Origin of the sequence: Vulcanococcus sp. Clear-D1 (assembly GCF_014654725.1) — a bacterium.
Lineage (GTDB): Bacteria > Cyanobacteriota > Cyanobacteriia > PCC-6307 > Cyanobiaceae > Vulcanococcus.
Map to the genome: position 1 here is coordinate 68,872 of NZ_JACVZV010000037.1, position 25,478 is coordinate 94,349.

General features: G+C 65.0%; 25 protein-coding genes. 8 read left to right on the plus strand and 17 right to left on the minus strand.

The window, feature by feature from the left end:
• Positions 1–17 precede the first annotated feature (17 nt).
• The 3 genes from H9532_RS14300 to H9532_RS14310 are packed head-to-tail and all read right to left on the minus strand — an operon-like array spanning position 18 to position 2,620.
• Positions 18–605, minus strand: coding sequence for an inorganic diphosphatase (locus H9532_RS14300; protein ID WP_296369725.1), 588 nt, complete (start codon positions 603–605; stop codon positions 18–20).
• Between the two features lie 44 nt (positions 606–649).
• A complete protein-coding gene (locus H9532_RS14305) occupies positions 650–2,176 on the minus strand; it encodes a carboxypeptidase M32 (protein WP_296369727.1) in 1,527 nt (508 codons plus the stop codon).
• A gap of 42 nt (positions 2,177–2,218) precedes the next feature.
• Positions 2,219–2,620 (minus strand): OsmC family protein, encoded by a 402-nt coding sequence (locus H9532_RS14310; protein WP_296369729.1) that lies wholly within the window; start codon positions 2,618–2,620, stop codon positions 2,219–2,221.
• A gap of 48 nt (positions 2,621–2,668) precedes the next feature.
• On the opposite strand from H9532_RS14310, the gene H9532_RS14315 reads away from it, so the two are divergent.
• Entirely contained in the window at positions 2,669–3,136 is a 468-nt protein-coding gene (locus H9532_RS14315) for a DUF2721 domain-containing protein (protein ID WP_296369731.1), read from the plus strand.
• Here the strand turns inward: H9532_RS14315 and H9532_RS14320 are convergent.
• Positions 3,110–3,544 carry a thiol-disulfide oxidoreductase DCC family protein gene (locus H9532_RS14320; RefSeq protein ID WP_296369733.1) on the minus strand — a complete coding sequence of 145 codons (435 nt, stop codon included), beginning with the start codon at positions 3,542–3,544 and terminating at the stop codon, positions 3,110–3,112. The two genes, H9532_RS14315 and H9532_RS14320, sit on opposite strands and share 27 nt — an antisense overlap.
• Before the next feature lie 119 nt (positions 3,545–3,663).
• Here H9532_RS14320 and H9532_RS14325 point away from each other — a divergent pair, with 119 nt between their 5' ends.
• Genes H9532_RS14325 through H9532_RS14335 form a run of 3 tightly spaced genes read left to right on the plus strand, consistent with a single transcriptional unit; the run spans position 3,664 to position 4,718 of the window.
• Positions 3,664–4,113 carry a secondary thiamine-phosphate synthase enzyme YjbQ gene (locus tag H9532_RS14325; RefSeq protein WP_296369735.1) on the plus strand — a complete coding sequence of 150 codons (450 nt, stop codon included), beginning with the start codon at positions 3,664–3,666 and terminating at the stop codon, positions 4,111–4,113.
• Positions 4,114–4,121: 8 nt separating this feature from the next.
• A complete protein-coding gene (locus H9532_RS14330) occupies positions 4,122–4,400 on the plus strand; it encodes a cupin domain-containing protein (RefSeq protein WP_296369737.1) in 279 nt (92 codons plus the stop codon).
• Between the two features lie 30 nt (positions 4,401–4,430).
• A complete protein-coding gene (locus H9532_RS14335) occupies positions 4,431–4,718 on the plus strand; it encodes a 4a-hydroxytetrahydrobiopterin dehydratase (RefSeq protein WP_296369739.1) in 288 nt (95 codons plus the stop codon).
• Positions 4,719–4,729: 11 nt separating this feature from the next.
• Here H9532_RS14335 and H9532_RS14340 read toward each other — a convergent pair whose 3' ends face one another.
• The 3 genes from H9532_RS14340 to H9532_RS14350 all read right to left on the minus strand — a co-directional run bounded on the left by H9532_RS14340 (position 4,730) and on the right by H9532_RS14350 (position 9,420).
• Complete coding sequence (locus H9532_RS14340) at positions 4,730–6,316, minus strand: mechanosensitive ion channel domain-containing protein (RefSeq protein ID WP_296369741.1); 1,587 nt, start codon at positions 6,314–6,316, stop codon at positions 4,730–4,732.
• Positions 6,317–6,399: 83 nt separating this feature from the next.
• Positions 6,400–9,030, minus strand: coding sequence for an ATP-dependent chaperone ClpB (gene clpB / locus H9532_RS14345; protein ID WP_296369744.1), 2,631 nt, complete (start codon positions 9,028–9,030; stop codon positions 6,400–6,402).
• A 135-nt stretch (positions 9,031–9,165) separates the two neighbouring features.
• The gene (locus H9532_RS14350) at positions 9,166–9,420 is read right to left on the minus strand and encodes a hypothetical protein (protein WP_366664576.1); all 255 of its coding nucleotides are present in this window, start codon (positions 9,418–9,420) and stop codon (positions 9,166–9,168) included.
• Positions 9,421–9,650: 230 nt separating this feature from the next.
• Between H9532_RS14350 and H9532_RS14355 the strand changes: the two genes are divergently transcribed.
• Together H9532_RS14355 and H9532_RS14360 are read left to right on the plus strand one after the other, a co-directional pair.
• Positions 9,651–10,664 carry a hypothetical protein gene (locus H9532_RS14355; protein ID WP_296369746.1) on the plus strand — a complete coding sequence of 338 codons (1,014 nt, stop codon included), beginning with the start codon at positions 9,651–9,653 and terminating at the stop codon, positions 10,662–10,664.
• 116 nt (positions 10,665–10,780) lie between these two features.
• Positions 10,781–11,506 carry a hypothetical protein gene (locus H9532_RS14360; protein WP_296369747.1) on the plus strand — a complete coding sequence of 242 codons (726 nt, stop codon included), beginning with the start codon at positions 10,781–10,783 and terminating at the stop codon, positions 11,504–11,506.
• Here the strand turns inward: H9532_RS14360 and H9532_RS14365 are convergent.
• Positions 11,488–11,871 carry a hypothetical protein gene (locus H9532_RS14365; RefSeq protein WP_296369749.1) on the minus strand — a complete coding sequence of 128 codons (384 nt, stop codon included), beginning with the start codon at positions 11,869–11,871 and terminating at the stop codon, positions 11,488–11,490. The genes H9532_RS14360 and H9532_RS14365 overlap by 19 nt on opposite strands.
• Before the next feature lie 32 nt (positions 11,872–11,903).
• Between H9532_RS14365 and H9532_RS14370 the strand changes: the two genes are divergently transcribed.
• Entirely contained in the window at positions 11,904–12,116 is a 213-nt protein-coding gene (locus H9532_RS14370) for a hypothetical protein (protein ID WP_296369751.1), read from the plus strand.
• Between the two features lie 226 nt (positions 12,117–12,342).
• On the opposite strand, the gene H9532_RS14375 is transcribed toward H9532_RS14370, so the two are convergent.
• The 9 genes from H9532_RS14375 to H9532_RS14415 all read right to left on the minus strand — a co-directional run bounded on the left by H9532_RS14375 (position 12,343) and on the right by H9532_RS14415 (position 20,979).
• A complete protein-coding gene (locus tag H9532_RS14375; protein ID WP_010307448.1) occupies positions 12,343–12,684 on the minus strand; it encodes a c-type cytochrome in 342 nt (113 codons plus the stop codon).
• Between the two features lie 115 nt (positions 12,685–12,799).
• Positions 12,800–13,804, minus strand: a complete 1,005-nt coding sequence (locus tag H9532_RS14380; RefSeq protein ID WP_296369757.1) for an NAD(P)-dependent oxidoreductase — start codon at positions 13,802–13,804, stop codon at positions 12,800–12,802.
• Entirely contained in the window at positions 13,801–14,859 is a 1,059-nt protein-coding gene (hemE, locus tag H9532_RS14385; protein WP_010307450.1) for a uroporphyrinogen decarboxylase, read from the minus strand. The genes H9532_RS14380 and hemE overlap by 4 nt, the downstream gene beginning before the upstream one ends.
• A gap of 89 nt (positions 14,860–14,948) precedes the next feature.
• Positions 14,949–17,219, minus strand: coding sequence for a 1,4-alpha-glucan branching protein GlgB (glgB, locus tag H9532_RS14390; RefSeq protein ID WP_296369888.1), 2,271 nt, complete (start codon positions 17,217–17,219; stop codon positions 14,949–14,951).
• 75 nt (positions 17,220–17,294) lie between these two features.
• On the minus strand, positions 17,295–18,056 hold the full coding sequence (locus tag H9532_RS14395; RefSeq protein ID WP_296369758.1) for a DUF3887 domain-containing protein: 762 nt from the start codon (positions 18,054–18,056) through the stop codon (positions 17,295–17,297).
• Between the two features lie 21 nt (positions 18,057–18,077).
• Complete coding sequence (locus H9532_RS14400; RefSeq protein ID WP_296369760.1) at positions 18,078–19,721, minus strand: CocE/NonD family hydrolase; 1,644 nt, start codon at positions 19,719–19,721, stop codon at positions 18,078–18,080.
• A 4-nt stretch (positions 19,722–19,725) separates the two neighbouring features.
• Complete coding sequence (locus tag H9532_RS14405; RefSeq protein WP_296369762.1) at positions 19,726–20,019, minus strand: hypothetical protein; 294 nt, start codon at positions 20,017–20,019, stop codon at positions 19,726–19,728.
• 75 nt (positions 20,020–20,094) lie between these two features.
• Positions 20,095–20,499, minus strand: a complete 405-nt coding sequence (locus tag H9532_RS14410) for a DUF4332 domain-containing protein (RefSeq protein WP_296369764.1) — start codon at positions 20,497–20,499, stop codon at positions 20,095–20,097.
• An 18-nt stretch (positions 20,500–20,517) separates the two neighbouring features.
• Positions 20,518–20,979 (minus strand): DUF2518 family protein, encoded by a 462-nt coding sequence (locus tag H9532_RS14415; protein ID WP_296369766.1) that lies wholly within the window; start codon positions 20,977–20,979, stop codon positions 20,518–20,520.
• 138 nt (positions 20,980–21,117) lie between these two features.
• Here H9532_RS14415 and H9532_RS14420 point away from each other — a divergent pair, with 138 nt between their 5' ends.
• On the plus strand, positions 21,118–25,476 hold the full coding sequence (locus H9532_RS14420) for a translocation/assembly module TamB domain-containing protein (RefSeq protein ID WP_296369768.1): 4,359 nt from the start codon (positions 21,118–21,120) through the stop codon (positions 25,474–25,476).
• Positions 25,477–25,478: the final 2 nt, after the last annotated feature.

Sequence of the window (25,478 nt, forward strand, 5' to 3'; positions counted from 1 at the left end):
CGCTTCTGCAGCCGAGCTCAGTTGACCAGCTTGGGGTCGATGACCTCCATGTAGCGGGCTTCGCACTCCTTGATGATCTTCACGGCTTCGGCGGAATCGAAGAAGCCGTTCACGCGGCAGGTGCCGGGCTTCTTCAGATCCTTGTAGTGCTCCCAGTAGTACTGGGTTTCCTTCAGCCAATGGTCGCCCAGCTGGGTGTAGCTGGTGATGTGATCCATGCGCTTGTCATCGGCGAGCACGGCGATCACCTTGTCGTCGACTTCACCGCCGTCGTCGAATTTCATGATGCCGATGATGCGGGCCTCCACCAGGGATCCGGGCACCAGGGGTTCGGTGACACCCACGATCTCGATGTCGAGCGGGTCGCCGTCTTCGTCCCAGGTGCGGGGAATGCAGCCGTAGGCGAAGGGGTAGGCCAGCGAGGAGTAGCCCACGCGATCGAGCTTGAGGTGACCGGTTTCGGTGATCAGCTCGTACTTATTGATCGTGTTGCTGTTGAGCTCCACGATCGTGTTGAGGCGCAGCTCGGCTTCATCGGCAAAGGCCGGCAGCACGTGCAGCAGGTTGAGCATCGTGCGGCTCGGGGCGTGGTCGATGTTCGCCATCAGGGCAGCGGCAAGGGATGTGGGCGGCATCCTACGGATCGCACTCAGCGCGCCAGTCGCTCCAGCTTCTGGTGCAGGTAGCCCACGAAGGGCTCGTGGCTGAGGCGGCGTCCGCTCACCTGCTCCACCAGTTCCGCGGCGTTCACACTGCGCCCAAGGGGATACACCCGCTGCTGCAACCAGCTGCCGAGCTGCGCATCGTTGCCGGCTTCCAGGATCGCCTCGATCGGCCCGAGCTCTGATTCGAGTGTTTCGCTCAATTGCGCACTGATCAGGTGGCCCAGGGCATAGGACGGGAAGTAGCCGAACAGGCCCTCGCTCCAGTGCACGTCCTGTAGGCAGCCCTCGGCATCGTTGGTGGGTGTCACGCCGAGGAGTTCCTGCATGCCGCGGTTCCAGGCCTCGGGTAGCTCCGCCACGGGCATGCCCCCCTCCACCAGTGCCAGCTCCAGTTCGTAGCGCAGCAGCACGTGCAGCCCGTAGCTCACCTCATCGGCCTTCACCCTTGTGAGGCCGGCGCGGATCGGGTTGAGATCCCTCCAGAACCGCTGAGCATCGCCCCAGACATCGCTGCCGAGGGCAGCTGCAAAGCGGGGATACCAGCGCTTGGCCAGCGCAGCACTACGCCCGAGGCGGTTTTCGTAGAAGAGGCTTTGGCTTTCATGCACCCCCATCGAGGTGGCTTCCCCCAGGGGCCAGGGGAACCAGTGATCACCGCGGCGCGGCAGACCCTGTTCGTAGAGGCTGTGGCCCCACTCATGCGCTGTGGCCAGAAAGGCTGAGAAGGGCTGCCCTGGCACCACCCGGGTGGTGATCCGGAAGTCGTTGGGGCCGAGGGTGCTGGAGAAGGGATGAGGGGACCGGGCTCGGCTGCAGCGCTCGCTGCTGTAGCCCCAGTCCTCCAACAGGGAGCTGCAGAGCCGCTCCTGGGCCTCGTCGCTGAGATCCCAGGCGGATGGGCTGCCGGAGGGGATGGTTTTGGCCTGCTCCAGCAAGGGCGGCAGGGCCTGCCGCAGCGGCAGCAACCACTGGCTCAGCTGCGCCTTGCTGATGTCCGGTTCAAACGGTTGGGCCAGGATTTCCCAGGGGCTGCGCTCGGCTCCGCTGCCGTTGCGCTCCACCGGTGCCAGTTGCTGCGCCTGCTCCAAGCGCAGCGTGATCAGCTGCTCGAGGGCCGGCGCGAAGCTTTGGAAGCTGTTCGTGCGCTTCGCCTCTTGCCAGAGGGCATACCCCTGCGCCTGCGCCTGGGCTAACTGCCCCACCAGGGCTGGGTCGAGCCTCGATTCACGCTCGAACTGCTGACGCAGCAGCTGCAGATTGCGGATCTGCTGGCCTGGAGCTCCCGCCGGCAGCTCCTGTTCGGCAGCAGCCAGCAGCTCCGCATAGGCCGCGGAGGTCTGCCGTTCGTGGAGCTGCAGCGCCAGCAGGGCCAGTTGTTCACCGCGCCAGCCCGCTGAGGCTGAGGGCATGGCGGTGTTCTGGTCGTAGTAGAGGGTGCTTTGGATCCCTCCCAACAGTTGGGTGGTGTGCAGGTGATCGCGCAGCTGTGAGTAGGCCTGTCCTGCAGCCACAGTCGTGGGTTGTTCAGTGGGCGGACCCTACGGCGTTTGCCCTCAGTGCCAGTGCAGCTGCATCGGCACGGATCCCTCCAGGCTCAGCTTCACCGGGCAGGTCTCCCCTGCTTTCTGCAGGACTTTGCGCGCCTTTTCATCGAGATGTGCAGGCAGCTCAATCCACACCTCCAGCAGCGCAATGCGCCGGGGTGGTTCCTGGGTCATCGATTTCTCCACCCGGGCAGAGCAGCCGCTCAGATCCCAGCCGTGGCGTTCGGCCACGATGCCCATGATCGTGAGGATGCAGGTGCTCAGGGCCGTGGCTACCAGATCGGTGGGGGAGAAGCGCTCGCCCTTGCCCTGGTTGTCGATGGGGGCATCGGTTTCCAGCAGCGTGCCGGAAGGCTCATGGTTGGCCTGGCAGCGCAGTTGTCCCTCGTAGCGGCTGTTGATGACGGTCACGGCCTCTGGGATCAGTGCTGGCAGCTTGGCAGTTTCAGCTCGGGTCGCTTGAGTGAGGCTTCGGTGCCCTCGATCGGTGTGGCCTTGCTTGCAGTGATCTCCACCCCCGGTGCCGGTTCGCCCGTGCTGGGTTTGGCCAAGGCCATTCAGCTCTCGGTGGCTCCGGTGTTTTTGCTCACCGCCATTGCCGGGGTGCTGGGGGTGATCAGCAACCGGTTGGCCCGTGTGCTCGATCGAGCCCGCGATACCAGCGCTCAGGCCAGCGACAGCCAGGAACTGCTGCTGCTGCGCCGGCGCATGGTGTTGTTGTCGCGGGCGATTGAAACGGTCACGGTCACTGGGGTGCTCGTGTCGGCCGTGGTGGCGGTGACCTTCATCAGTGCCATCGCCGTGATCGATCTGGCGGCGATTGTGGTGCCGCTGTTCGTCACAGCGATGCTCGCTTTGATGCTCGGCCTGGTGTTGCTCTTGCTCGATACCCGCGTGGCTTCACGGATGATCCGGCGTCGCTTCTGATCGACAGCGGCAGAGCTGATCGAGATCGGGCCGGCGGGTGAGCGGCAATCGCCAGCGCGCCCAGAGGCCATACAAGCCATCGGCAACCTGCCGCAAACCAGGCCAGCCGCTTGGCGCATAGAGCCAACCCAGGCCGATCAATTGATAGGCAGCTCGGAACACCTCCACGTCGTGCAGAACGGTGCCGTCGGCGCGCAGCGCATGGATCCGCCCCATGGCTTCGCGGTAGCTGATCCCCCCATGCAGGGCCGGGTTGTAGTCGGTGGCATCGATATCCACAAAGGCCAGCCGCTCGGACCCGGGGTGCAAGCGCTGATCCCTCCCGCGTAGGAAGGTCACTTCCCGCAGGCAGAGCGGGCAGCCACCGTCGTAGAGGAGGGTCAGTTCTGGACGTGGGGCTTGGCTCATGTCTTGCAGGAGGGAAGCCATTGAGGTGTTGAGCCATCCTGCAGACCATGCGTTCAGCCTGCGGGCTCTGGTCTGGCGATGGGGGTTGCTAGTTATGGACGCAACGGGCCTTGGCTGTCGTGCGGCAAGTTCTCGACCAACTGCAGTTCACAACCAGCGGTCAGGGGTTCACGCGCTTAAACGAAGCGCTCAACCGCTGGATTGCCAGCACGGGCTTCACCCTGGGCGTGCTTCATCTGAGCTGTCTCCACACCAGCGCCAGCCTCACCATCAACGAGAATGCAGATCCAAGGGTGTTGCAAGATCTTCAGGCATGGATGGATGCCGTGGTTCCGCAGGACGGCCTGGGACCTCTCGATGGACACGGCCAGCGCAGCCGTTATCGGCATGACGATGAGGGGGATGACGACATGCCGGCCCACATCCGTACTGCTTTGACGGCCCAGACCATGACCCTCAGCGTGGTGAAGGGCCGCCTGCTCCTAGGGACCTGGCAGGGCGTTTATCTGTGGGAGCACCGGGCGAGCGCCCATCAGCGTCGGCTCAGCCTTCATCTCATCGGCGAGTGAACCCAGCTATGTCCAGCCCCATCAGTTTCGTCCACAACCCATCAGCTGCTCACCTGCAGCAGCTGGGCGTGGTGGATTGGCCGATCTGGAGCTGTGGCGTCAGCTGCTTCCCGTGGACCTACGACGAGCGGGAAATATGCCTCTTGTTGGAGGGCGACGTGACGGTGACGCCCGATGGCGGTCCGCCCGTTCGCTTTGGGGCCGGGGATCTGGTGACGTTCGCTGCTGGCCTGAGCTGCAGCTGGGATGTGCACGTCGCCGTGCGTAAGCACTATCGCTTCGGTTGAGCCAGGCTGGTTGCAGTTCAGCGCAGGCTGATGGCTGCCCTTCCCCTGACCGCCGATCAGATCGCGGCTTTGCCCGAGCAACTCCCGCATTGGAGTCTGGTGGGCGGGAAGCTGCGGCGTGAGCTGCGCTTTGTCGACTTTGTGGAGGCGTTCGGCTTCATGGCCCGGGTGGCGCTGATCGCGGAGGCGATGGGGCACCATCCGGAGTGGAGCAACGTGTGGAACCGGGTGACGATTGAGCTCACCACCCATGACACCGGTGGCCTCTCCGATCTCGATCTTCAACTGGCGCATCGCATCGATGCCCTGGCCGGCTGAGCTTCCACGCATCACCCACGGGGCGGGATCGTTAAACCGATGCCTTCGCGTTGCACTTCATAGGCCGGGGAGAGGATCTCAACGCCGGCGTCGGCAAAGCTGTCCTGGATGGCAGCAAGCAACAGCGAGAGAATCGTGCGGTATTGATTGGCATCGTGGATTCTGGCGTCGAGTTCGTAGCTCACATGCCAATCATTCAGGCTGGTTTGCACTACGCTGGGCGCCGGTTCTTGGCAGATGCCGTCAACCGTTGAGGCGGCCTGCAGTAGCAACGCGTGTACCTGGCGCCAGGGCACCTCGTAGCCGATGGTGATGCAGGCACTCACCGCAACGGGCTGCCCCAGTTCACGGCTGGCCAGGTTGAAGTTGGTGACTGGGTTTGCGATCACCATCGCGTTGGGGATGCTCACCAGTTCATGGCGTGGCGTGAGGATGCGCGTCACCAGCAACGCCCGCTCTTGCACCGTGCCCACGATGCCGTTGATCTCCACGCGATCTCCTTCCCTGAATCCACGCGTGTAAATCAACATCAGGCCGCTGAGAATATTGGTGGTGATGGCGCTGGAACCCAGCGCAGCCAGGATGCCCAGAAACACACCGGCCCCCTGAAAGGCGCGGCTGGTGGAGCCGGGAATGTAGGGAAGGGCAAGGGCTAAGCCTGCAGCGGTGATCAAGATCGTGGTGATCCGCGCCGTGGGCAGAGCCCATTCGGGATAGAACCATTCGAAGCGGATTTGCTCCGTCTCCAGCGCCTTGAACACGCGCTGATTCAGCTTGTACAAGGCCGTGGTGACAGCACCAATCACCACGAGGGCGATCAGGTTGGGCACCACATTGAGCACGCCATTCCACAGCTGCTCAACGGCCAACAGCATCTGTTCGCGCAGATCAGCCGCCAAGCCCATCGTTGGCGGAAAGAAGCTCAACAGCAGCGGCAGCATCAGATAACTGATGGCTGCCAGGGCTGCCCAGTGCAGGGCGGTGCGGCCCAGCTGCAGGCCGCGCTGGATGTGCACCCTGCTGATCAAGCGGTTGCCCGCCAAGTTGATGTCGGGAAGTCTGCGGCTGGCCTCGATCCCCAACCAACGGCGCGCGCGTTGATTGAGGCGACGTTCCAGTTGAAGCAACAGCACGTAGCCAAGCAGCACCAGCAGGGCAATCGCGGTGCCGCGCAGCCAGGCTCCCGGTGTGCGTTGCACCCTGTAGCGCTTGATGCCGGTTTGGATGGCGCGGGCATCGCGCTTGGCAAGTTCGCTCTGGCTGGTTTTGGCCAGGGCAGCAGCCCGCTCATCCACGGCCATCAGCGCCTTGAACGTGCCGTCGTCATTGCTGATGCCAACCATCACGTAGGGAGGATCAGCCTTGGTGGTGATGCGGGCGGGATCGAAGCTGTAGTCCTCCGCCAGGCTGGTGATCTCGTTGGAGAGATGGCCGGCCAGCCGTTCAGGGCTCTGGGCTCCGGCCGCTGATTGCACCACCAAGATGGCTTCCCCCCCCAGCCGCACAACGCCGCCCTGAGGTTGCTCAACAGCTGCCTGCAGTGGAGGGGCCCACAGCAGCTGCAGCACCACAATGATCCCTGTTAGCCAGAGCCCCATCGACGTCAAGGTGGAAGCCGTCGCTTCCACCTTGATGACGCCCGGTGCCCTTGGCCAGGGATCGTTGCGGTTGTTTCAGGCCGCTACACCAGCACCGGCAACTTGCTGGGATCCATCTGCTGGAAGCGCAGCTGCCGTTGTTCGCCGACGGACTCCACATCCACGGCCACGGTGTGGCCTCCGATGAACTGGCCGCCGAGGATTCCCTTGGCGATCGGTGTTTCCAGCTCGCGCTGGATGGCCCGCTTCAGTGGGCGGGCGCCGTACACCGGGTCGTAGCCGACGCCGGCCAGCCAATCGAGGGCATCGGCGTTGAGCTGCAGCCCCAGCTTCTTCTCCTCGAGGCGCTTGGCCAGGCGCTGCACCTGCAGTTCCACGATCTGCCGCAGCTCCTCCTGTTTGAGGCTGTGGAAGATGATCGTTTCATCCAGGCGGTTGAGGAATTCGGGCCGGAAGTGGCCGCGCAGGGCGTCATTCACCCGCGCTTCCATCTCGCTATGTCGCGCTGGATCACCGGCGAGATCGAGGATCGACTGGCTGCCGATGTTGCTGGTGAGGATCAGCACCGTGTTGGTGAAATCCACAGTGCGGCCCTGCCCATCGGTCACGCGGCCGTCATCGAGGATCTGCAGCATCACGTTGAACACATCGGGGTGGGCCTTCTCCACCTCGTCGAACAGGATCACCGCATAGGGCCGGCGCCGCACGGCTTCGGTGAGCTGGCCGCCTTCCTCGTAGCCCACATAACCGGGAGGCGCTCCGATCAAGCGGCTCACGGCGTGCTTCTCCATGTATTCCGACATGTCGATGCGCACCATCGCTTCGTCGCTGTCGAACAGCTGGGAAGCCAGGGCCTTGGAGAGCTCGGTTTTGCCCACACCGGTGGGGCCGAGGAACAGGAAGCTGGCGATCGGGCGGTTGGGGTCGCTCAGCCCGGCGCGGGAGCGCTGGATCGCATCGGCCACGGCCGTCACGGCCTGGGCCTGACCGATCACGCGGGTGTGCAGCTCGTCTTCAAGATGCAGCAGCTTCTGCATCTCGCTCTGCACCAGCTTGGCCACGGGGATGCCGGTCCACTTGGCGATCACCTCGGCGATGTCGTCTTCGGTGACTTCTTCGCGCAGCAGTGATTTGTCGCTACCGCCGGCGCTGAGCTCCTCTTCTTTGGCCGCGAGTTTCTTGTGCAGCCCCGCCAGGGTGCCGTACTCAAGTTCGGCGGCCTTGTTGAGGTCGTAGCTGCGCTTGGCCTGCTCGATCTGCAGCTGCACCTGCTCGATCTCCTCTTTGATGGAGCCGAGTTCATCGATCGAGCCCTTTTCCTTCTGCCACTGGGCATTGAGGGTGCTCTGCTGCTCGCTCAGATCCGCCAGCTCTTTTTCCAGGCGCTCCAGCCGGTCGCGGCTGGCGGCATCGGATTCACGCCCCAGCGAGAGCTTTTCCATCTCGAGCTGCAGGATGCGGCGATCGAGTTCATCGATCTGCTCCGGCTTGGAGGTGATTTCCATCTTCAGGCGGGCGGCCGATTCATCCACCAGATCGATTGCCTTGTCGGGCAGAAAGCGATCGGCGATGTAGCGGCTGCTGAGCACGGCGGCAGCCACGAGGGCGTTGTCCGCGATGCGCACGCCGTGGTGCACTTCGTAGCGCTCCTTCAGGCCCCGCAGGATCGAGATCGTGTCTTCCACCGTGGGCTGATCCACGAACACTTGCTGGAAGCGGCGCTCCAGGGCCGGATCCTTCTCGATGTGCTGGCGGTGCTCATCGAGGGTGGTGGCACCGATGCAGCGCAATTCGCCGCGGGCCAGCATCGGCTTGAGCAGGTTGCTGGCATCCATGGCGCCGCCGGTGGCACCGGCACCCACCACGGTGTGGATTTCATCGATGAACAGCACGATCTGGCCTTCGGAGGCGGTCACCTCCTTCAGCACCGCCTTGAGCCGCTCTTCGAATTCACCGCGGTATTTGGCACCGGCGATTAGGGAACCCATGTCGAGCGCGATGAGCTGACGGTTCTGCAACGCCTGCGGCACGTCGCCGTTGACGATTCGCTGGGCTAGACCCTCCACGATCGCGGTTTTGCCCACGCCGGGTTCCCCGATCAGCACCGGGTTGTTCTTGGTGCGGCGGCTGAGGATCTGGATGGTGCGGCGGATCTCTTCGTCGCGGCCGATCACCGGATCGAGCTTGCCGTCGCGGGCGGCCTGGGTGAGGTCGCGCCCGTACTTTTCGAGCGATTCGTAGGTGCCTTCGGGGTTCTGGTCGGTCACGGTCTGGGATCCACGGATCGCCTGCACGGCGTCTTTGAGCTTGGTTGCATCAGTGCCAGCCTGCGAGAGCAGTTGCTTGCCGCAGCGATCATCGATGGCCAGGGCTAGCAGCAGGTGCTCGATGGCGATGTAGCTGTCGCCATAGGTGTCTTTGAGCGCGTTCGCCTGATCGAGAACGCTGTTGAGCCCCTTGCCCAGGTAGACGTTGTCGGGCGAGGCGCTCAGGCTGGGCTGGGTAGAGATGAAGGCATCAACCCGCTGGCTGAGGGTGCCTACATCCACACCCGCCTTCTCCAGGATGCGCCCGGCCAGTCCCTGTTGAGCCAGCAGCGCTGCGAATAAATGCTCGCTCTCCATCTGCTGCTGGCGGCGCTGCTGCGCCAGCTGTTGAGCAGCCACAACGGCGCCCCAGGCTTTTTCCGTAAACAGCTCGGCAGTTGGGTGCATGAAGACCTCCCTCTCTGGGTGGGTTGCCAGAACCGTATGGCCGTTGTTCGACGCCGGAGGAGAGGAGAACCGAATCGCTTCAGACGGTCCTCCTCCCTGTAGTGGTACAGACCGGCACGCGCTGCCGGTTAACCGTCAGCGCGGCGTGCCGTTGTAGCCAACGTTGGTGATGGTGCGGCCGTCTGGAGAGACGGTGACTTCGGTTTCGGTGGTGGGCCGCAGGCCTTCCTGCTGCCAGCCGGGGGCACCGCCGAGGAAGCGGAAGGTGTAGCCGGGGTTGTTGGTCTGAATCAGGCAGGAGCCGCCGCCGTCGCTGGTGTTGAACATGCAGGCGGCAGGGCGATACACCGACAGACCACCGTTGTTATTCACCGCCCAGTTGCGGGCCAAGTTCACAGCTCGAACATTGGAATCACTCACCTGAGCCAGTGCGGCACCTGCGGAGAGTGCGGCAGTGGCAGCTGCCATGAGAGTGAAACGCAGAGGTTTGATGGCCATCACGGCATCGTTCACGCTTGTCCACTGTGGCGATCTGCTGCAGCTTCTGCAGCGCCCATGACGCACCCCGTTACGCAACTGCTACCACTACACGCGTGATCAGCTATTCACCCGTGATGGGAATGTCCCCGATCCGCCGGCGTGGCCTTCGTGCCTTGGCTCCGGCCTTAGTGCTCGCTGTTTTGCTTCCGGTAGCTGGCCTGGCGCGTGATGGTGGCGGTGGCCATGGTGGAGGAGGCCACGGAGGTGGCGGTGGTTTTCACGGTGGCGGCGGGCATGGCGGTGGTGATCGCGTCCGCGCGGGTGGCGGCTACCACCATGAGTACGGCGGTGGGTCGCGCACGCCTGCTCTCCACCACAACATCAGCCGCGACGACTACAACCGCGCCACCAACGGTGGCCGCGATCGCTTTGATGCCAACCGCCTCGGTTGGGGTAATCGCAACTGGAATCAGGGTGATTGGCGTGGTGATAACTGGCGTGGCGGCAATTGGGGTGGCAATAACTGGCGCGGGGATAACGGGGGCTACAACAACTGGGGTAACCGCTGGAATGGCGGTTGGAACAACAACTGGAACAACGGTGGTTTCTGGGGCGATCGCCAGTGGAGCTATGGCTGGTACAACTGGCAGCCCAACACTTGGAGCTGGTGGGGGAACAACTCAGCCGCCTGGGGCCTGGCGGGTCTGGCTACAGGTGCTGCCATCACGGATCTCGTGAACGACGCCAGCGATCAGCAATCGCCGGTGATTGACGTTCCCGATAGCAACTATCAGCTCAACTACGGCACGGTGGACGCCGTTGGTAACAGCGGTGCCAATTTCAGTTATTCCGTGGCGAGCAGCTCACCGGAGCAGGGTGGTGCCAATTCCTCGGGGGCCAGCAGTCCGCCGGTGCAGGGCGGCGCCAACTGCCAGGAGGGTCTCCTGGATGGCCAGGTTCCCTCCACCGCTGCTCAGGCGCAGCTGCTTAACGCGGCTTGCCAGGTGGCTTACGGCCCCGATCCCCAGGGCAGCCCTCTGCCAAGGCTGTGGTCGCCGTCGCCGGCGGTGCGGGAGTGGCTGATTCTTCTGCTGGGAGGGGGCATTGGTTTTGGTGGTTATGCCCTGTTCAAGCACACGCGCAAAGCCACCTGAAGCGCATCCTCTGAGCCAAGGCTGTTGTGTGACAGTCCACTGCAGCAATCTCCCCGATCTGCATCACTGGTGTCCACGATTGGGGGGTTGTTGTGCTGGTTCCACAGCTCGATTCGATGCATCGATCTTCACGCCTGTCTGCTGCGGTTCTTTCGGCCCTATTGCTTGGCACCTTGGCCTCGCCACTGGTGGCCGAGGCCCGTGGCGGCGGTGGTGGCCGCGGGGGCGGTGGCTTTCATGGCGGCGGGGGCCGCGACTGGGGTGGTGCTGGTCGTGATGGCCGCAGTTGGGGTGGTGGCGACTACCACTTCCAGAACAACGATGTGGATCGCGGTTACAAGGGCGATCACCCCATGTATGGACCTGGCACCCGCGACAGCTTCAACAACGATCGGGTGAATGTCAACAACAACTTCTATCGCCGTGATTACAACGGCTGGAACAACAACTGGCGCAATGGCGGCTATTGGAACAACCGCCCCTGGAACCACGGCTGGTACAACAATGGCTGGGGTGGCTGGGGCTGGTGGGGCGCCAACGCTGCAGCCTGGGGTGTCGCTGGCCTGGCCACCGGAGCTGCCATCACCGGTCTGGTGGATGCCGCTTCCAACAACAGTTCACCGGTGATCGTGGTGCCCAATACCAGCTACGAGCTCAACTACGGCTCCGTGGAAGGGGTGGGCAGCTATGGCGTCAGCTTCAACTACAACGTAGATGGCAGCAGCCTGATGGGTGCAGCCAACTGCCAGCAGGGTCTGCTCAACGGTCAGGTGCCAGGCACCGCCGATCAAGCCCAGTTGCTCAACGCTGTGTGCCAGGTGGCTTACGGCTCAGGCAGCTGAGGTTGTTGGCTAGCTGATCCCCCTGCTAGCGGCAGGGGGACGGCACCGCTGGATTGACCACACAGCCGTGTGGGACACCCATCCTTGCCGTAAATGGCGTCGTTGGGCGATAGGCAGCCGAGCTTGTTCTTCGCGGCTACCTCCGACGGCGCGAGGCGCATGGGTTGCACGTTGCCAACACCCACGATCGCCGGGCAGCTGCTGGCAGGCAGGATTGGCTGCCCGGGTTTGAACACCGCTGGCGTTCCACCGCCTCGAATCAATTGCAGCGCGGGATCGTTGACCGCGGGTTGAGCCTTCACGCTGCTGCCGAGCAACAGCAGCGGCAGTGCCAGTTTGCCCAGGTGTTGGGATGCGATCGCCATGATGGCGCTGCAGTGCGGCCCCAGTGTGGCGGATGGATCAGGAATCACGGTTGGAACTGCTGAGGCGACTCGCCGAGGAATCGTTTGCGTTTGATGGCACCGCCAGCGATCCAGAACGCAATTGCTGGCTGGTGGTGCATCGGCATATCCATGGTGTGCTGCCGAGTGAATACGACATCCGCGAGATTGATGAGGAGCTCTATCTCGAGGTGCTCAACGAGCGGCGGGCCCTTTCGGCCAGCTGATCAGGGGAGCGATAGCCGGCAGAGCCGACTGCCGCAGAAAGCGAGCCGCCGCCGCGGCTTGCTGCGTGGATGCTTCGGCAGGTGTGGGCCGTTGGGGGGAGCCCGGCATGGTGATGAGGGCGGTGGTCTTCACCATGACGCTCGATCCTGCCGCTGACAAGCAGATCGGGGCACAAAAAAGCCGCCCCTCGGGGCGGCTTTTGAGTGAGTGGGAGAGCCGAAAGACTCAGGCCCAGCCCTTCTGGCTCATCGACTCCACGTAGGCAGCCACATCGGCGATGTCATCGGCGCTGAGCTTGCCGCCGAAGGCGGGCATGGCGTTCTTGCCGTTGGTCACCTGGTACTGGATGGCCTCTTCGTGGCCAGCGCTGTAGTTGGCCAGGTAGGCCTCGAGGGCATCTTTCTTGAGGGTGCGCTCAGCGTTCACCACGTTGCCGCCGCCCATGTGGCAAGCAGCACAGTTAGCGGAGAACACCTGAGCACCGTGATCGGCATCAGCGGCGAAGCTGGGGGCAGCACCCAGCACCAGCGCCAGGCAAAGGGCAATGACAGAGAGAAGACGGCGCATTGGAGCTCGTGCAACCTGGCCAAATTAGAAGGCCACTGTTCCCTGTGTGCGGGATGCTGCAGAGGTTCGCAACATTTGAAACGTCTGCTGCTGTCAGGGTTGCTAGCTATTGGGACTAACCCCGATGGGGCAGTCCAGCGTCTTCAAACACCGCTTCGAGCGTGGGGGCATGGCTCACGAGGCCAAACCGCTCCGGCGGACTGATCGGATCATGCACAAAGTGGCGTTGGCGGATCGAGAAGCGATCCCAGGCGTTCACTTCGATCCGAAGGAGTTTGATCAGTCCTTCGATCAGCCACCCCTGCAAGTCCACGCCCACGGGCGGTAACCAACTGCGGCGCCAGCGGCAGAGCCGTTTCACTGTGTCATTCACGGTGACGGCGGGTTGGCCGAGCACCAAACGCCGCACCGCACCTTGACCCACCTCGGGATTGGCTTGGTGGGGGCTTGTGGCCAGGTGGACGCACACCCGCGCGATGTCAGCGGCGTGGATGAAGTGGAAGGAGGCATCGGCCCGCAGCCATTTGGCCAGCCACAGCCAACGGGCGCCTTCTTTCAGCCCTTCGGTGAGATAGCTGGTGGGGAAGGGGCCGCCACGATCCACCCGCCCTCCGAACACCAGGGTGGGGAACACCGCCACAATCCGCTTGGCCAGCGGGTGCTGCTCGAGTTCTCCCAGGCACTGGGCTTTGGTTTGGATGTATTCCGTGCCGTAGGCCATCGCCTCCGGCAACAGTTCCAGATCGCGATTGAGGATGCTGGCGGTGGAGAAGTACACCACCTGCTCCAGCACGGCCGGATCGGTGGCGGCCAGCATCTGCTTCACCGCCACCACATTCACCTGCTGGGCCCGTTCGGGATCGCCCCAGGCCGTAGCCGTATGAATGATGCGCGTGGCTGAGGCGATGGCGGCGCGATGGGGTTCGGGATCGCGCAGGTCGCCCACCAGCAAGGTGATGCGCGGATGGTCAGCCGGCACCGCGGTGAGCTTGGCGGGATCCCGCAGCCAGAGCAGCAGCTGGGCATCGGTTTCCCGCAGCAGCTGCTCGGCGATGTGTTGACCAACGCAGCCAGAGGCGCCGGTGATCAGGATCCGGGCTGGCGACGCCTGCGGGCTCAAGCGGCAGCTCCGAGGCGCTCCATCACGCTCTTACCGGCTTCAAAGAAGAACTGACCGTTCTCTTCAGGCGTGCCGGGCAGGATGCCGTGGCCCAGGTTGAGGATGTGCTTACGGCCGCGGGCTTTGCGCACGGTGTCATCGATGCGGGCCTGGATCGCTTCTTTGCTGCCGAATAGCAGGCCGGGGTCCACGTTGCCCTGCACGCCCACGTGCTCCGGCAGGCGTGCCAGGCCCTCGGCCATGTCGACGGTCCAGTCGAGCGACACGATGTCGACACCGGTGCGGGCCATGCGCTCAATCACACCAGCGCTGCCGGAGATGTAGAGGATGAAGGGGGTGTCTGGGTGGGTTTGCTTCACCAGATCCACCACCTTCTTCTGATAGGGCGCCGCAAAGGTGTCGTAGTCGGCAGGGCTGAGCTGACCGGCCCAGGAATCGAACATCTGCACCACCTGGGCACCGGAATCGATCTGGTAGCGCAGGTAGGCGGCGATCGATTCGGCGAAATGATCGAGCAGCTTGTGCAGCAGTTCGGGCTCGCGGAAGGCCATGGCCTTGATCACCGCGTAGTTCTTGCTGCTCTTTCCTTCCACCACATAGGCGGCCAGGGTCCAGGGGGCTCCCACAAAACCAAGAACAGCGGCCTGGTTGCCAACGGCGCTGCGCAGACGGGTCAACACCTCACCCACGAACGGCATGCTCTCGGCAGGGTTGAGGGGGCGCAGGGCCTCCACCTGGGCCATCGAGCGGATCGGGTCGTGGATCAGCGGGCCCTTGCTCTCGACGATGTCGAAATTGATCCCCATCCCCGGAAGCGGGGTGAGAATGTCGGAGAACAGGATCACGCCATCGGGCTTGAAGGCCTCGAAGGGCTGCATCGAGATCTCAAAGGAGAGATCCGGGTTCTCGGAGCGTTCGCGGAAGCCGGGATGGCGGTCGCGCAGGTCGCGGTAGACCTTCATGTAGCGACCGGCTTGGCGCATCATCCAGACCGGGGGCCGCTCCACCTGCTCACCTCGGGCGGCGCGCAGCAGCAGGGGGGCGGTTTCGGTCATGAACGATGGGGACGCGAAGCGCGAACTTACCCGAAGGCGCCCCCGTTCAAGACCTGCCGGCGGCAGGGTTCTGCCGCTTCGTCACACAGCTAGAGAGCGGCGGCTGCCTCCAGCTCCTGGCTGCGCTTCTCATCGCGCTGGAACACCAGCACAGAGAGGGGGGGTAGGCAGAGGTCGAGGGAGTGCTCGTAGCCGTGAATGCCCCACTCCTCGGTGAATTTGCCGCCCAGGTTGCCGAGGTTGCTGCCGCCGTAGCGCTCGGAATCGGTGTTGAACACCTCGCTGTAAAAGCCGCTCACCGGCACACCGATGCGGTAGTGGGAGTGGCTTTGGGGGGTGAAGTTGGCAACCACTACCACCCAACGGCCGGTGGTGCTCTCGCGGCGCATGAAGCTGATCACCGAGTGGCGGTTGTCGTTGCAATCGATCCACTGAAAGCCGAAGTCGCTGAAGTCATCGCCCCAGAGCGCCCGCTCGGATTTGTAAAAGACGTTCAGGTCGTCCACGAGGCGCTGCAGGCCCTGGTGCGGCTCGTAATGGAGCAGGTCCCACTCCAGGTCGCCCCATACGTTCCATTCGCCGCGCTGGCCGAATTCCATCCCCATGAAGATGGTTTTCTTGCCGGGGTGGGTCCACATGTAGGCCAGCAGGGCTCGCACATTGGCGAACTTCTGCCAGTCGTCGCCCGGCATCTTGTGCAGCAGGTTGCTCTTGCCGTGCACTACTTCATCGTGGCTGAGGGCGAGCATGAAGTTCTCGGTGTAGGCGTACCAGATCGAGAACGTCACATTGTTCTGGTGGAACTGGCGGAACCACGGATCCAGCTCGAAGTAATCGAGCATGTCGTGCATCCAGCCCATGTTCCATTTGAGGTTGAAGCCCAGGCCGCCCATGTCGGTGGGCTTGGTCACCATCGGCCAGGTGGTGGATTCCTCGGCAATGGAAAGCGCGCCGGGGAAGTGCTGGAACAGCACGTGGTTGGCTTGTTGCAGGAAGCGCACGGCTTCCGTGTTCTCGCGGCCGCCATGCTCATTGGGGATCCACTCCCCGTCGGGGCGCAGGTAGTCGCGGTAGAGCATCGAGGCCACCGCATCCACGCGGATGCCGTCGATGTGGAATTGCTCGAACCAATACACCAGGTTCGCCACCAGGAAGTTGCGAACTTCGTTGCGGCTGTAGTTGAAGATCAGCGTGCCCCATTCCTTGTGCTCGCCGATGCGCGGATCGGCGTGCTCATACAGATGGGCGCCATCAAAGAAGGCCAGGCCGTGGGCGTCTTTGGGGAAATGGCCTGGCACCCAGTCGAGGATCACGCCGATGCCTTCGGCATGGCAGCGATCCACGAAGGCGCGGAATTCATCGGGCGTACCGAAGCGGCTGGTGGGGGCGTACCAACCCGTGACCTGATAGCCCCAGGAGCCATCGAAGGGATGCTCCGAGATGGGCATCAGCTCGATGTGGGTGAAGCCGCGCGCCTTCACGTAGGGGATCACCCGATCCGCCAGTTCGGGGTAGGTGAGCAGGCGGGCGCCGGGCTTGAGGTCGGCGGCGGGCACGGGCACGCGCGGCGTGCCGTCCGGCTCGATGTAGGGCTGATCGGCGCTGGCGTGCATCCAGCTGCCCAGGTGCATCTCGTACACCGCAATCGGCTGATCGAGCGGGTTGCGGCTGTCGCGCTCCTGCATCCAGGCGAGATCGCTCCAGCTGTAGCCCTCCAGGGCTTCCACGATCGAACCGTTGTTGGGGCGCACCTCGTGGCGGAAGCCGTAAGGGTCGGCTTTCTGATAACAGTGCCCCTCCTGGGTGCGGATCTCGTATTTGTAGATCTCGCCGGCCTTCAGGCCTGGGATGAACAACTCCCAGCCGCCACCCAGCCGGGCCTGCATCGGGTGATGGCGCCCGTCCCAACCGTTGAAGTTGCCGAGCACCGACACGCTGCGGGCGTTCGGGGCCCACAGGCAGAACATCACACCGGCCACGCCGTTGCGGCTCACCACATGGGCGCCCATGCGCTCCCAGATGTGGTGGTGGTTGCCTTCGGCGAAGAGATGGCGATCCATCTCGCCCATCCACTCCTCGCGGAAGGCCCAGGGATCGTGGGCCACGTGCTCGATGCCGCCGCGCAGCACATGCACCTGGTAACCGCTGCCGGGGTCGCTGGGCAGTTCCGCTTCGAAGATCCAGGGGTGATGGGGGGTGGCCATCGGCATCGCCACCCCGCCAGTCATCAGCTCAACCCGCTCGGCCTCGGGCATCCACACCCGCACCACCCAGTTGCCGCTGTCCAGTGGCTGGGGCCCCAACACGGCGAAGGGGTGGTCGTGCCGGCATTCCGCCAAGCGCTGGGCATCGTCCACCATCCAGTCGAGCTGAGCCAGCACAGGCGTGAGTGCAAGAGCGTGGCTGGGAGCTTAAGGCCGTTTTCCCTTCCCCGATCAGCTCGGTCCGGCGGGGTTTTCAGGGAAGTCCACACCGGTGATCTGGTTCTCGCTGTTGAGGATCACGTAGAGGTTGTCGGCGAGGCGGTTGAACTGCACATTCACCAGCACCAGGCGGGTGTCGGGGGTGGTTTCTGCCTCCACGGCGCGGCCCACTTTCACGAAGGTGCCGGTTTCACGCTGCAGCTCCAGCCACTTGCTCTGCAGCACAGCTGGAGTGAGGTCTTCCTGCACACCAGGGCTGAGGAAGCTCTGGGCGGTGATGAAATTGCCTGTGCTGACGGCCTGCACGAATTGGAGCGCTACCTGGCTGCTGGCATCGTCGGCGCGATCGATGTAGTAGCGATCGATCTTGCCGCTGTTGTTCAGCACCATGAACACCACGCGTTTGCCGGCCTTGGTGGTGAGCTCGGCTTCCACGGTGCTGCCGCTCATGCCGCTGCGCACGCTGAGCAGCTCGTAGCTGAGCACCTTGGGTTGGGTGCGCATCGTGGCCGCGATCATCGACGGGCTGGTGACCGCCTGAAGCTGCGGTGAAAACTGGGCAAAGCGCGCCTTCGCGTCGCCATCTTTCACCGCATTCAGGATGCGCACCGCTGCAGCACGGGCCTGTTCCACAGAGAGTGCGGTGCCACTGTTCGATGCTGCAGGTTTGCCCGCAGCGCCCGCCTGGGCCGGGAGCAGAGGCGCGGTGGCAGCGGCACCGATCAAGCTGGCGGCCAGCAGAGCCGGCAGGGCGGAGCGCAGCGGGCGCAGCATCTCAGGAAGCAACAGTGGGCCTCAGTTTGCCCCAACCATCGGCTGGATGCTGAGGCTGGCCGTGCGTAGCTCAAGCTCGACGCTGATCACCCGATGCTGCGGCCCGGCGGCACCACGGGGCTGGGTGCCATCGCCGGGATTGACCGCGATCTGAGGCCAGGCCGCCAGGCCCAGCGAGAGGCGCAAGCGTTCACCCGGCTGCAATGTGAGCAGCAGGGGCTGCAGCTCCACCATGCGGCGGGCCATCGTCTGGCAGTTTTCACCCAGCCAGCGGGCCACGCCGGTGCTGCACTGGCGAACCTGGCCATCGCGTTGCACCACCGACAAGGCGGCGCAGAGGTCGAAGCCCGGCTGATCAGCCATCGCCTCCAGCTCCAGCACGGGGCGGCCCAGCAGCATCAGGGGCTGATCCAACACCGCGCTGTTGAAACAGGCCACATCGGTGCGTTGATCCAGGTCGGTGCGCAGCACTGCGCCGGCATCGAGGCCCAGATGCCCACCACGCCCGGGCAGCGGGCGCCAGGGATCATGCACGACCGTGATGCGGCCGCCCGCGCGGCTGACCGCGCTGGCATCGGATGGGATCAGTTGTCCCTCCGTTGCGTCTACCGCTGCCAGGCCCCCGCTGCTCAGCACCCAGCGCTGATCGCTGCAATCCGAGGGTTCAAGCGGCTGCCAATCCTCATGGCCAAGGTCCTGTAACGCCGTGGTGATCTCAGGGTTTTGCGGCAGCGGCAGCGGCAGCGGCAGTTGCAGGGGCCCGGGGCTCGCCGTCTTGGCTTCGCGCGTTTCGATCAGGTGGCGGCGGAAAAACGCCAGCTGCAGCTGATCGAGGCCCCCCTTCCATTGGAGATGGCTCCAGGCCCCCAGCCGCAGCCAAGGCTCAGCGCCGGCGGCGCGGGCCCGCTGCCACAGCTCCAGCACACCGAGAAGATGGGGATCGTGCCAGCCGCCGATCAGCAGCATCGGCTTGCGCCAGATCGCCGGCGGCGGCTCATGCCGCCTCCAACCCCCCGGTTCGGCCGGATCGAGCTGCAGCCAAGCCGCCGCCATGCCTTCGGGATCCAGCCGCTCCAGCAGCGCCTGGCCATCCCGCACGAAGTCGCCGCACTCCAGGCTGCGGCGAATCTCCCGCCAGCCCTGCTGATCGCCCCGGCGTTGGCAGGCCTGGGCCGCCAGCTGCAGCCCCCAGCCCAGGCCGAGGGCCCACCAGTGGCAGTCCCCTTCACTGGCCCAGTGCCGCCGCTCATCCAGGCCGGCCATGGCCGGCGCCAGGGCATCCGGCAGGTGCTGCTCATCGGTCAGCAGCAGCTGGGTGAGCCCTTGGTAGGAGAAGCCATAACTCCCAACCCGCCCATTGCACCAGCTCTGGGCCCGGAGCCAGGCGAGGGTTCTGCTGCCATCGGCGGCCTCCTGGCGGAATCCGCGGAACTCGCCATCGGAGTCACCGCGTCCGCGCACGTCCTGCACCACCACGGCAAAGCCATGCCCGGCGTACCACTGCGGATGGGCGTAGGTCACCGTAGAGGCGATGGCTCGCCCATAGGGCTGCCGCATCAGCAGCACGGGCCAGGGGCCTGGGCCTGGGGGCGTCCACACCCGGCAGCAGAGGTTCAAACCGTCGGCCGTCTGGATCCAGTGGTCGCTCACCCCGCTGGTGCGCACGACCTCAACGCACGTCGGGGCAGTAGAGGCCCACCACGTAGGTCGAGAGAATTTCAGCGTCTGTGTTGCTTAATCCCTGCCGTGAGGCGATCTGAGCCACAGCTTGAGGGGATGTGTAGGAAAGCCCCTGGGCGTTGAGCGCTTTGAGTTCGCTGCAGAGGGCCTTGGCCCGCTGGGGATTGTTTTTCACCGATTCGAGCAGCGGTGAATTGGCAAGGGCAGGGGCCGCGATCAGGAGCGGTGAGGCCAGGGCGAGGGCGATCGCCAGCCCTGGGCCGCTCAGGCGGATTGGGGTCATGGCAGTGCAGCCGTCGGCGCAGAAGGTTCCAACTCCATTTCAAGGATGCTGTCGCCCCCTGCCGGGCTGTTGGGGTCACTTCCCCGAGCGACCGGAAGCCTGCTGGGCCCGTTGGATCCAGAGCCGAACCGTGCTGGCATCAATCCTGGCCGGGGCCATGCCGGTGAGCGAACGCTCCAACCGCCCCAGTTGCGTGAGCAGCTGCTGCGGCGAGGCCTGCGCCAAACCCCGGCTGGAGGCGATACCGGCATAGAGCAACAGCGCGGCTTCATGGGGTTGCAGTTGCAGCTCCACCACCAGCTGAGCCTGGCCGCGCAGCTTGCGCAGCTGGCGCTCCAGGGCACCGCCCTGGCTGGAGAGCACCCGCAGCTGGGCATCGCTGAGGGCGGCCAGCTCTTCCCAGCTGGCTACACCGTGTTGCTGCAGCACCTGCTCTTCCTTGCGGAAGTGGTTCGGCAGTGGGCCTAGAGGATGGCTCAACGGCCCACGGCTCCCTGTTCAGCCCTGGAGGCTGACGCTGCCATCGGCCAGGTTGCGAATGGCTGTGGCGAGCACCACGGGAGTGTCTGTGCCTGGTGCAGTGGCCTCAACCCGGCGCAGACGCACTTCCACCAGCTGGGTGCCGCGGCCGCTGCCCCGCAGATTGAGGGCAACCTGCTGCACCGAAGGCCCAAAGGCTGCAGGGTCGAGGTCTGCCGGTGCTGCAGCGATCACCAGATCGGTGCCGTTGTCGAACACCACCGGCACGCTCACCGCACCCTCCACCAGCTGGCGCGGTGCGTAGCTCACGGCAAAGGCCAGACACGACAGCGACAGCAGCACCGTGAAGCTGGTGACCCCTACCAGGCGGAAGCGGATGCCCCAGCGCACCACGAAAGCCACCAGGGTGAGCAGCAGCAGCGCAGCCGATGCAACACCCAGCCACTCGCCGGCGGTGAGCAGCAGGGGATCAGCGCGCATGGGGGCTCGGCGGGTCGAAAGATCACCTTTATATTGCGGCCTGCTCAGCCGCTGAGACCCACGGGCCGCCGGATCCACCGATCCCTTCGCCGATCAGGCCGCCCTGTTGGCGTTCCATCGCTGGCCGCATCGCGGCCGGTGTTAGTGCTTGCTGGCTGCGGATTGATCGGCCTGGCCACTGCTGGTTGGATCGGCGCCGACCGTCTGGCTGAACGCCTTTACAACGCCCAGCGCCCCTGGCTGGAGCGGATTGTGAGTGGCGCTCTCGGGCAGCCGCTGCAGCTGGGGCCTTACGCGGGCCTGCGCCCCCTGGGCTTGGCGGCGGGCCGTAGCCGTTTTCTGCCAGCGCCCAACAACCCCTCCAGCGTGGATGCGCCGGCGGTGGAACTGGCGCTGGATCCCCTCGGCAGCCTGCTGCAACGCGCCTTGGTGCTGCAGATCCGGGTGCTGAGGCCCACCGTGGAGCTGCGCCGCAATGCCCGCGGTGCCTTCTGGGAGTTGCCCACCCAGAAGCCCGGACGGGAACCACCGAGGGTGGCCTTGCGGATTCAGGTGCCCCAGCCCGGGCGGGGCGTGTTTCACAGCCTGGCGGGATCCATTCCGTTCACGCTGCGGGGTGAAGCCGATCTGCCGCTGTGGCGCCGTGAGGTTGATCTGCGTGGCACGCTCAGCCCGCAGGCTGGCGGGCAGTTGCCGTTCCAGTTGCAGGCCAATTGGCAGCAGCGTTCTTGGCGCCTGCAACTTCAGCCGCAGCGGCTTCCGCTCAAGCCCCTGGTGCCTCTGCTGCCGGTGGGTCTGCATGGCCAGCTGGTGGGACGCCTCGATGGCTTGGTGGAGGGGCAGCTGCTGCTGCAGCGCCGCTCCGGAGTTGGCAGCTGCTCCGGTGGCCTGAAGGCCACGGCTGTGCACTGGCGCCCCCAGGGCCTTCCTGATCCGCTGACGGCGCAGGCACTGCCGCTGCAATGTTCCGAGCGTGGTTTGCGGCTGGCACCCTCGGCCCTGACCTGGGGTGATTGGCGCGGACGGCTGCAGGGTCAGCTGGCGTTGCCCAACGGAACGCTGCAGCTGCAGCTGCAGGCCCGAGAGCCCCGTGCAGGGCATCAGCTGCAGGCACTGTTGCGGGGGCCGTGGCAACAGCCCAACCTGCAACTGTCCGCCGCGGTGCAGGGGCTACGTCTTGCTCAGCGGCCAGCCCAGCCCCTGCGGTTGGAGTCATTGATCGCGATTCGCAGTCAGCCCACATTCCGGCTCACGGTGCCGCGGTTGCAGCTGCGCTACGGCGATGCCAGCCTCCAGGCCAGTGGGGCACTCTGGCCGCTGCTTGAGCTGCGCAGCGGGGCGCTGCAGCTGGGCCGTGAGCTCAAGCCCGTTCTGGCTCCCCTGCTGGGAGATGCGCCGCGTCTGAGCGCTCTGTTGCAACAGCAGGGCGGTTGGACTCGCCCGCAGTTGCTGCTGGATCTGCGCCAGCAGGCCAATCCGCTGCTGGGCGATTGGCTCGCCCAACTGCGCTTGCAGCCGCAGTTGGTGGAACTGCAGCACTTCCAATCCCCTGTTTTGGAGGCATCAGGGAGGCTGCCTCTGCGCTCCGCCTCGCGCTCGGGTTGGAGCGTCGGTGCCCTGCAGCTTCAGCTCGATCTGCGCAGCTATCCCCTGGAGCGGCTGAGTGCACTGTTGGGCACCCGTTTACGCGGGCAGCTGGATGCCTGGGGAACAGTGGAGGGTCCTTTGGCGCAGCTGCACCCCAATCTGCAGCTGCTCGTGCGCGATCCAGGTGTTGGGCCGCTGCAGTTGCTGGAGAGCTGGCGAGGTGTGCTCCAGGGCTCACGCCTTGGCGGGGGCAACCTGGCGCTTGAGGCGCTGGCGCCGGCTCAGCCTGGCCAGTTGCAGGCCCAGCTGGATCGCCGCTGGTTGCCCCAGGCCGTGAGCCTGCAGCGTGAGGGCGGTTCGCTGCGCTTTGCCGGTGATCCACGCCGCTACCGCTGGAGCGCTGACGCGTTCCCCCTGGCGGGCCTGGAATTTGCCCTGGGGCCCAGCGGTCGCTTCCAGCCGTTGGGCGGTGCCTTGAGCGGTACGGGACAGCTGGATCTCCAACCGCTTTGGATCAGGGGCGAGATCCGCCTGGATCGCCCTCACGTGTTGGGTCTTTACGGCCGCCGCCTCACCGCCAGCGGCACCTACCGCCAGGGCCGCTACAGCGCCGAGGGGAACTGGCAGGGCGAACAGGACGACAGCGTGGCCATGCGCCTGCGGGGCGAGCAGGGTGGTCCGCTCTGGGCTCGTTTTGAAGCGCGCCGCTTCGGCTCCCAAACCCTGCAGGAGTTCTGGAGATCAGCCCAGCTCTGGCGCAGTGGGCCGCCTCGCCTGGCGGGCTCCTCTGCTGATCTCCAGGGCTTGGTGATCGACACCCTTGGGTTGAGCCTCAACGATCAGCTGCAGGCTCTGGAGCAGGCTCAGCTCCAGGTCGCCGCGGCGTTGGCCCGCCAGCGCCGCGCCTCTGAACGCCTCGATCCACGCCAGCTGCAGGGCCTTGTGGATGCCGACCTCACCCTCACGGGGCCATCGATCGAGCGGCTCTCGCTGGATCTTGAGGCCAGTGGCCACCTGTGGTTGCGGGGCACCGATCGCGACCAGGCCCTCACGGCGGCTCCGGTGCAACTCACTCTGCGGGGGCCCCTCGGCGGTGCCACCACCTTTTCGGTGGAGCATCTGCCGCTGGCGCTCCTGGCCCTCTTCACCACCGTTCCCGACGGCCTCAGTGGTGGTCTGGCCGCAAGCGGCCGCTTTGCCCTCGGGGATGGCCGCCGCCGCCCCGAGCTTCAACTCGCCCTCGCCCTGCAGGATGCCTCCTTGGCAGGTGCACCGCTGCGGCTGGAGCGGGGTGATCTGGCCCTGGACAACGGCAACATCAACATCGATTGGTCGCTGCGTAGCGACGGAGCCGCCAACAGCGTTGATGTGAAGGGCACGCTGCCGCTGCAGCCCACCAGCGACGCGTTGGAGTTGCGGGTGGCCAGCCGCGGCGATGGGTTGCAGTTCCTCTCGGTGCTTGGGGGGCCCGGGGTCCAGTGGCAGCAGGGCAGTGTCGACCTGCAGCTGCTCGTGCGGGGCTCCCTGCAAACCCCGGTAGCCAATGGCTTCCTGCGCTTCCGCGACGGCGTGTTGCAGGTGGCCGGGCAGACCATGCGCGAGCTGGAGGCCACGGTTCTGTTTGATTTCAGTGAGCTGGAGCTGCAACAGCTCACCGCCCGCATCGGCGATCAGGGGCAGATCAGTGGCAGCGGCCAGCTCGGGTTGATCGAGCCGTTGGCTCAACCCAAGCGCCGGCTGGCGCTGCAGGTGCAGCAGGCCCCGTTCAAGGTGCCGCGCATGCAGGCCATCGCCAGCGGCGAGGTGCAGGTGGGGGGCTCCTTGCGCTCGCCGGAGCTATCGGGTGAGCTGCAACTGAGCCGCGGCAGCCTGAATGTGCAACCCGGCCAGCTCTCCACCGAAGACGAGCCCACCCGACCCGTGACGGTGCGGGAGCTGGTGGAAGCCAAGTGGGACTTCAAGCAACCGCTGCTGGTGATGGGCCAGCAGCTGGAAAGTTCTGCCAGCCAGGACCTTCGTGCGGCGGTGCCGGATCTGCCCTTCCTCCGCTTCAACGCCCTGCGCCTGCGGCTGGGGCCTGATCTGAAGGTGGGCGTACCCAACGTGCTCAACTTCAACACCGGTGGGGTGCTCACCCTGCGCGGTGCTCTCGATCCATCGCTGCAGGTGAGCGGTGTGGTGCGGCTGCTCAACGGCCGCCTCAGCTTGTTCACCACCAACTTCAGCCTCGATCCCGACGCCCCCAACGTGGCGGTGTTTACCCCGAGTCTTGGCCTGATTCCCTACGTCGACATCGCCCTGCGCACCCGGGTTTCCGACACGCTCGTGGCCAACGAAACCAATCGCTCCAATCTCTACGACTGGAACGTGAATGCGCCGGCCAATTCCATCGATCAGCTGCGCCTGGTGAAGGTGCGGGTGGAGGCCTCCGGTCCGGCTGATCGCCTCGCTGACAACATTCGCCTCACCAGTTCACCGCCGCTGCCGCAGGAGCGGTTGGTGGCGTTGATCGGTGGCAACTCTCTGGTGGGTCTGGCCGGGGGCAATGCCGGTGCGGCCCTGGCCACGGTGCTGGGCCAATCGCTGCTCTCGCCTGTGGTGGGCGGCCTCAGCGATGCCTTCGGCCAAAGGCTCACCTTTGCGCTCTATCCCACCTACTTCGCGCCGGAGGAGGTGGTGGCTTCCGAGAACCGCTCCCGCCGCTTGCCTTCGCAGCTGGTGTTGGGCTCGGAGATCGGTCTGGATGTCACCGAGCGCTTCAATTTCTCGGTGTTGGCAGCGCCCAACCGCAGCGATATCCCTCCTCAGGTCACGCTCCGCTATCAAGCCAGTGATCGGGTGGGCGTACAGACCTCGATTGATACCCAGGGCCGTTGGCAAAGCCAGTTGCAGTTGCTCTTCCGCTTTTAGGT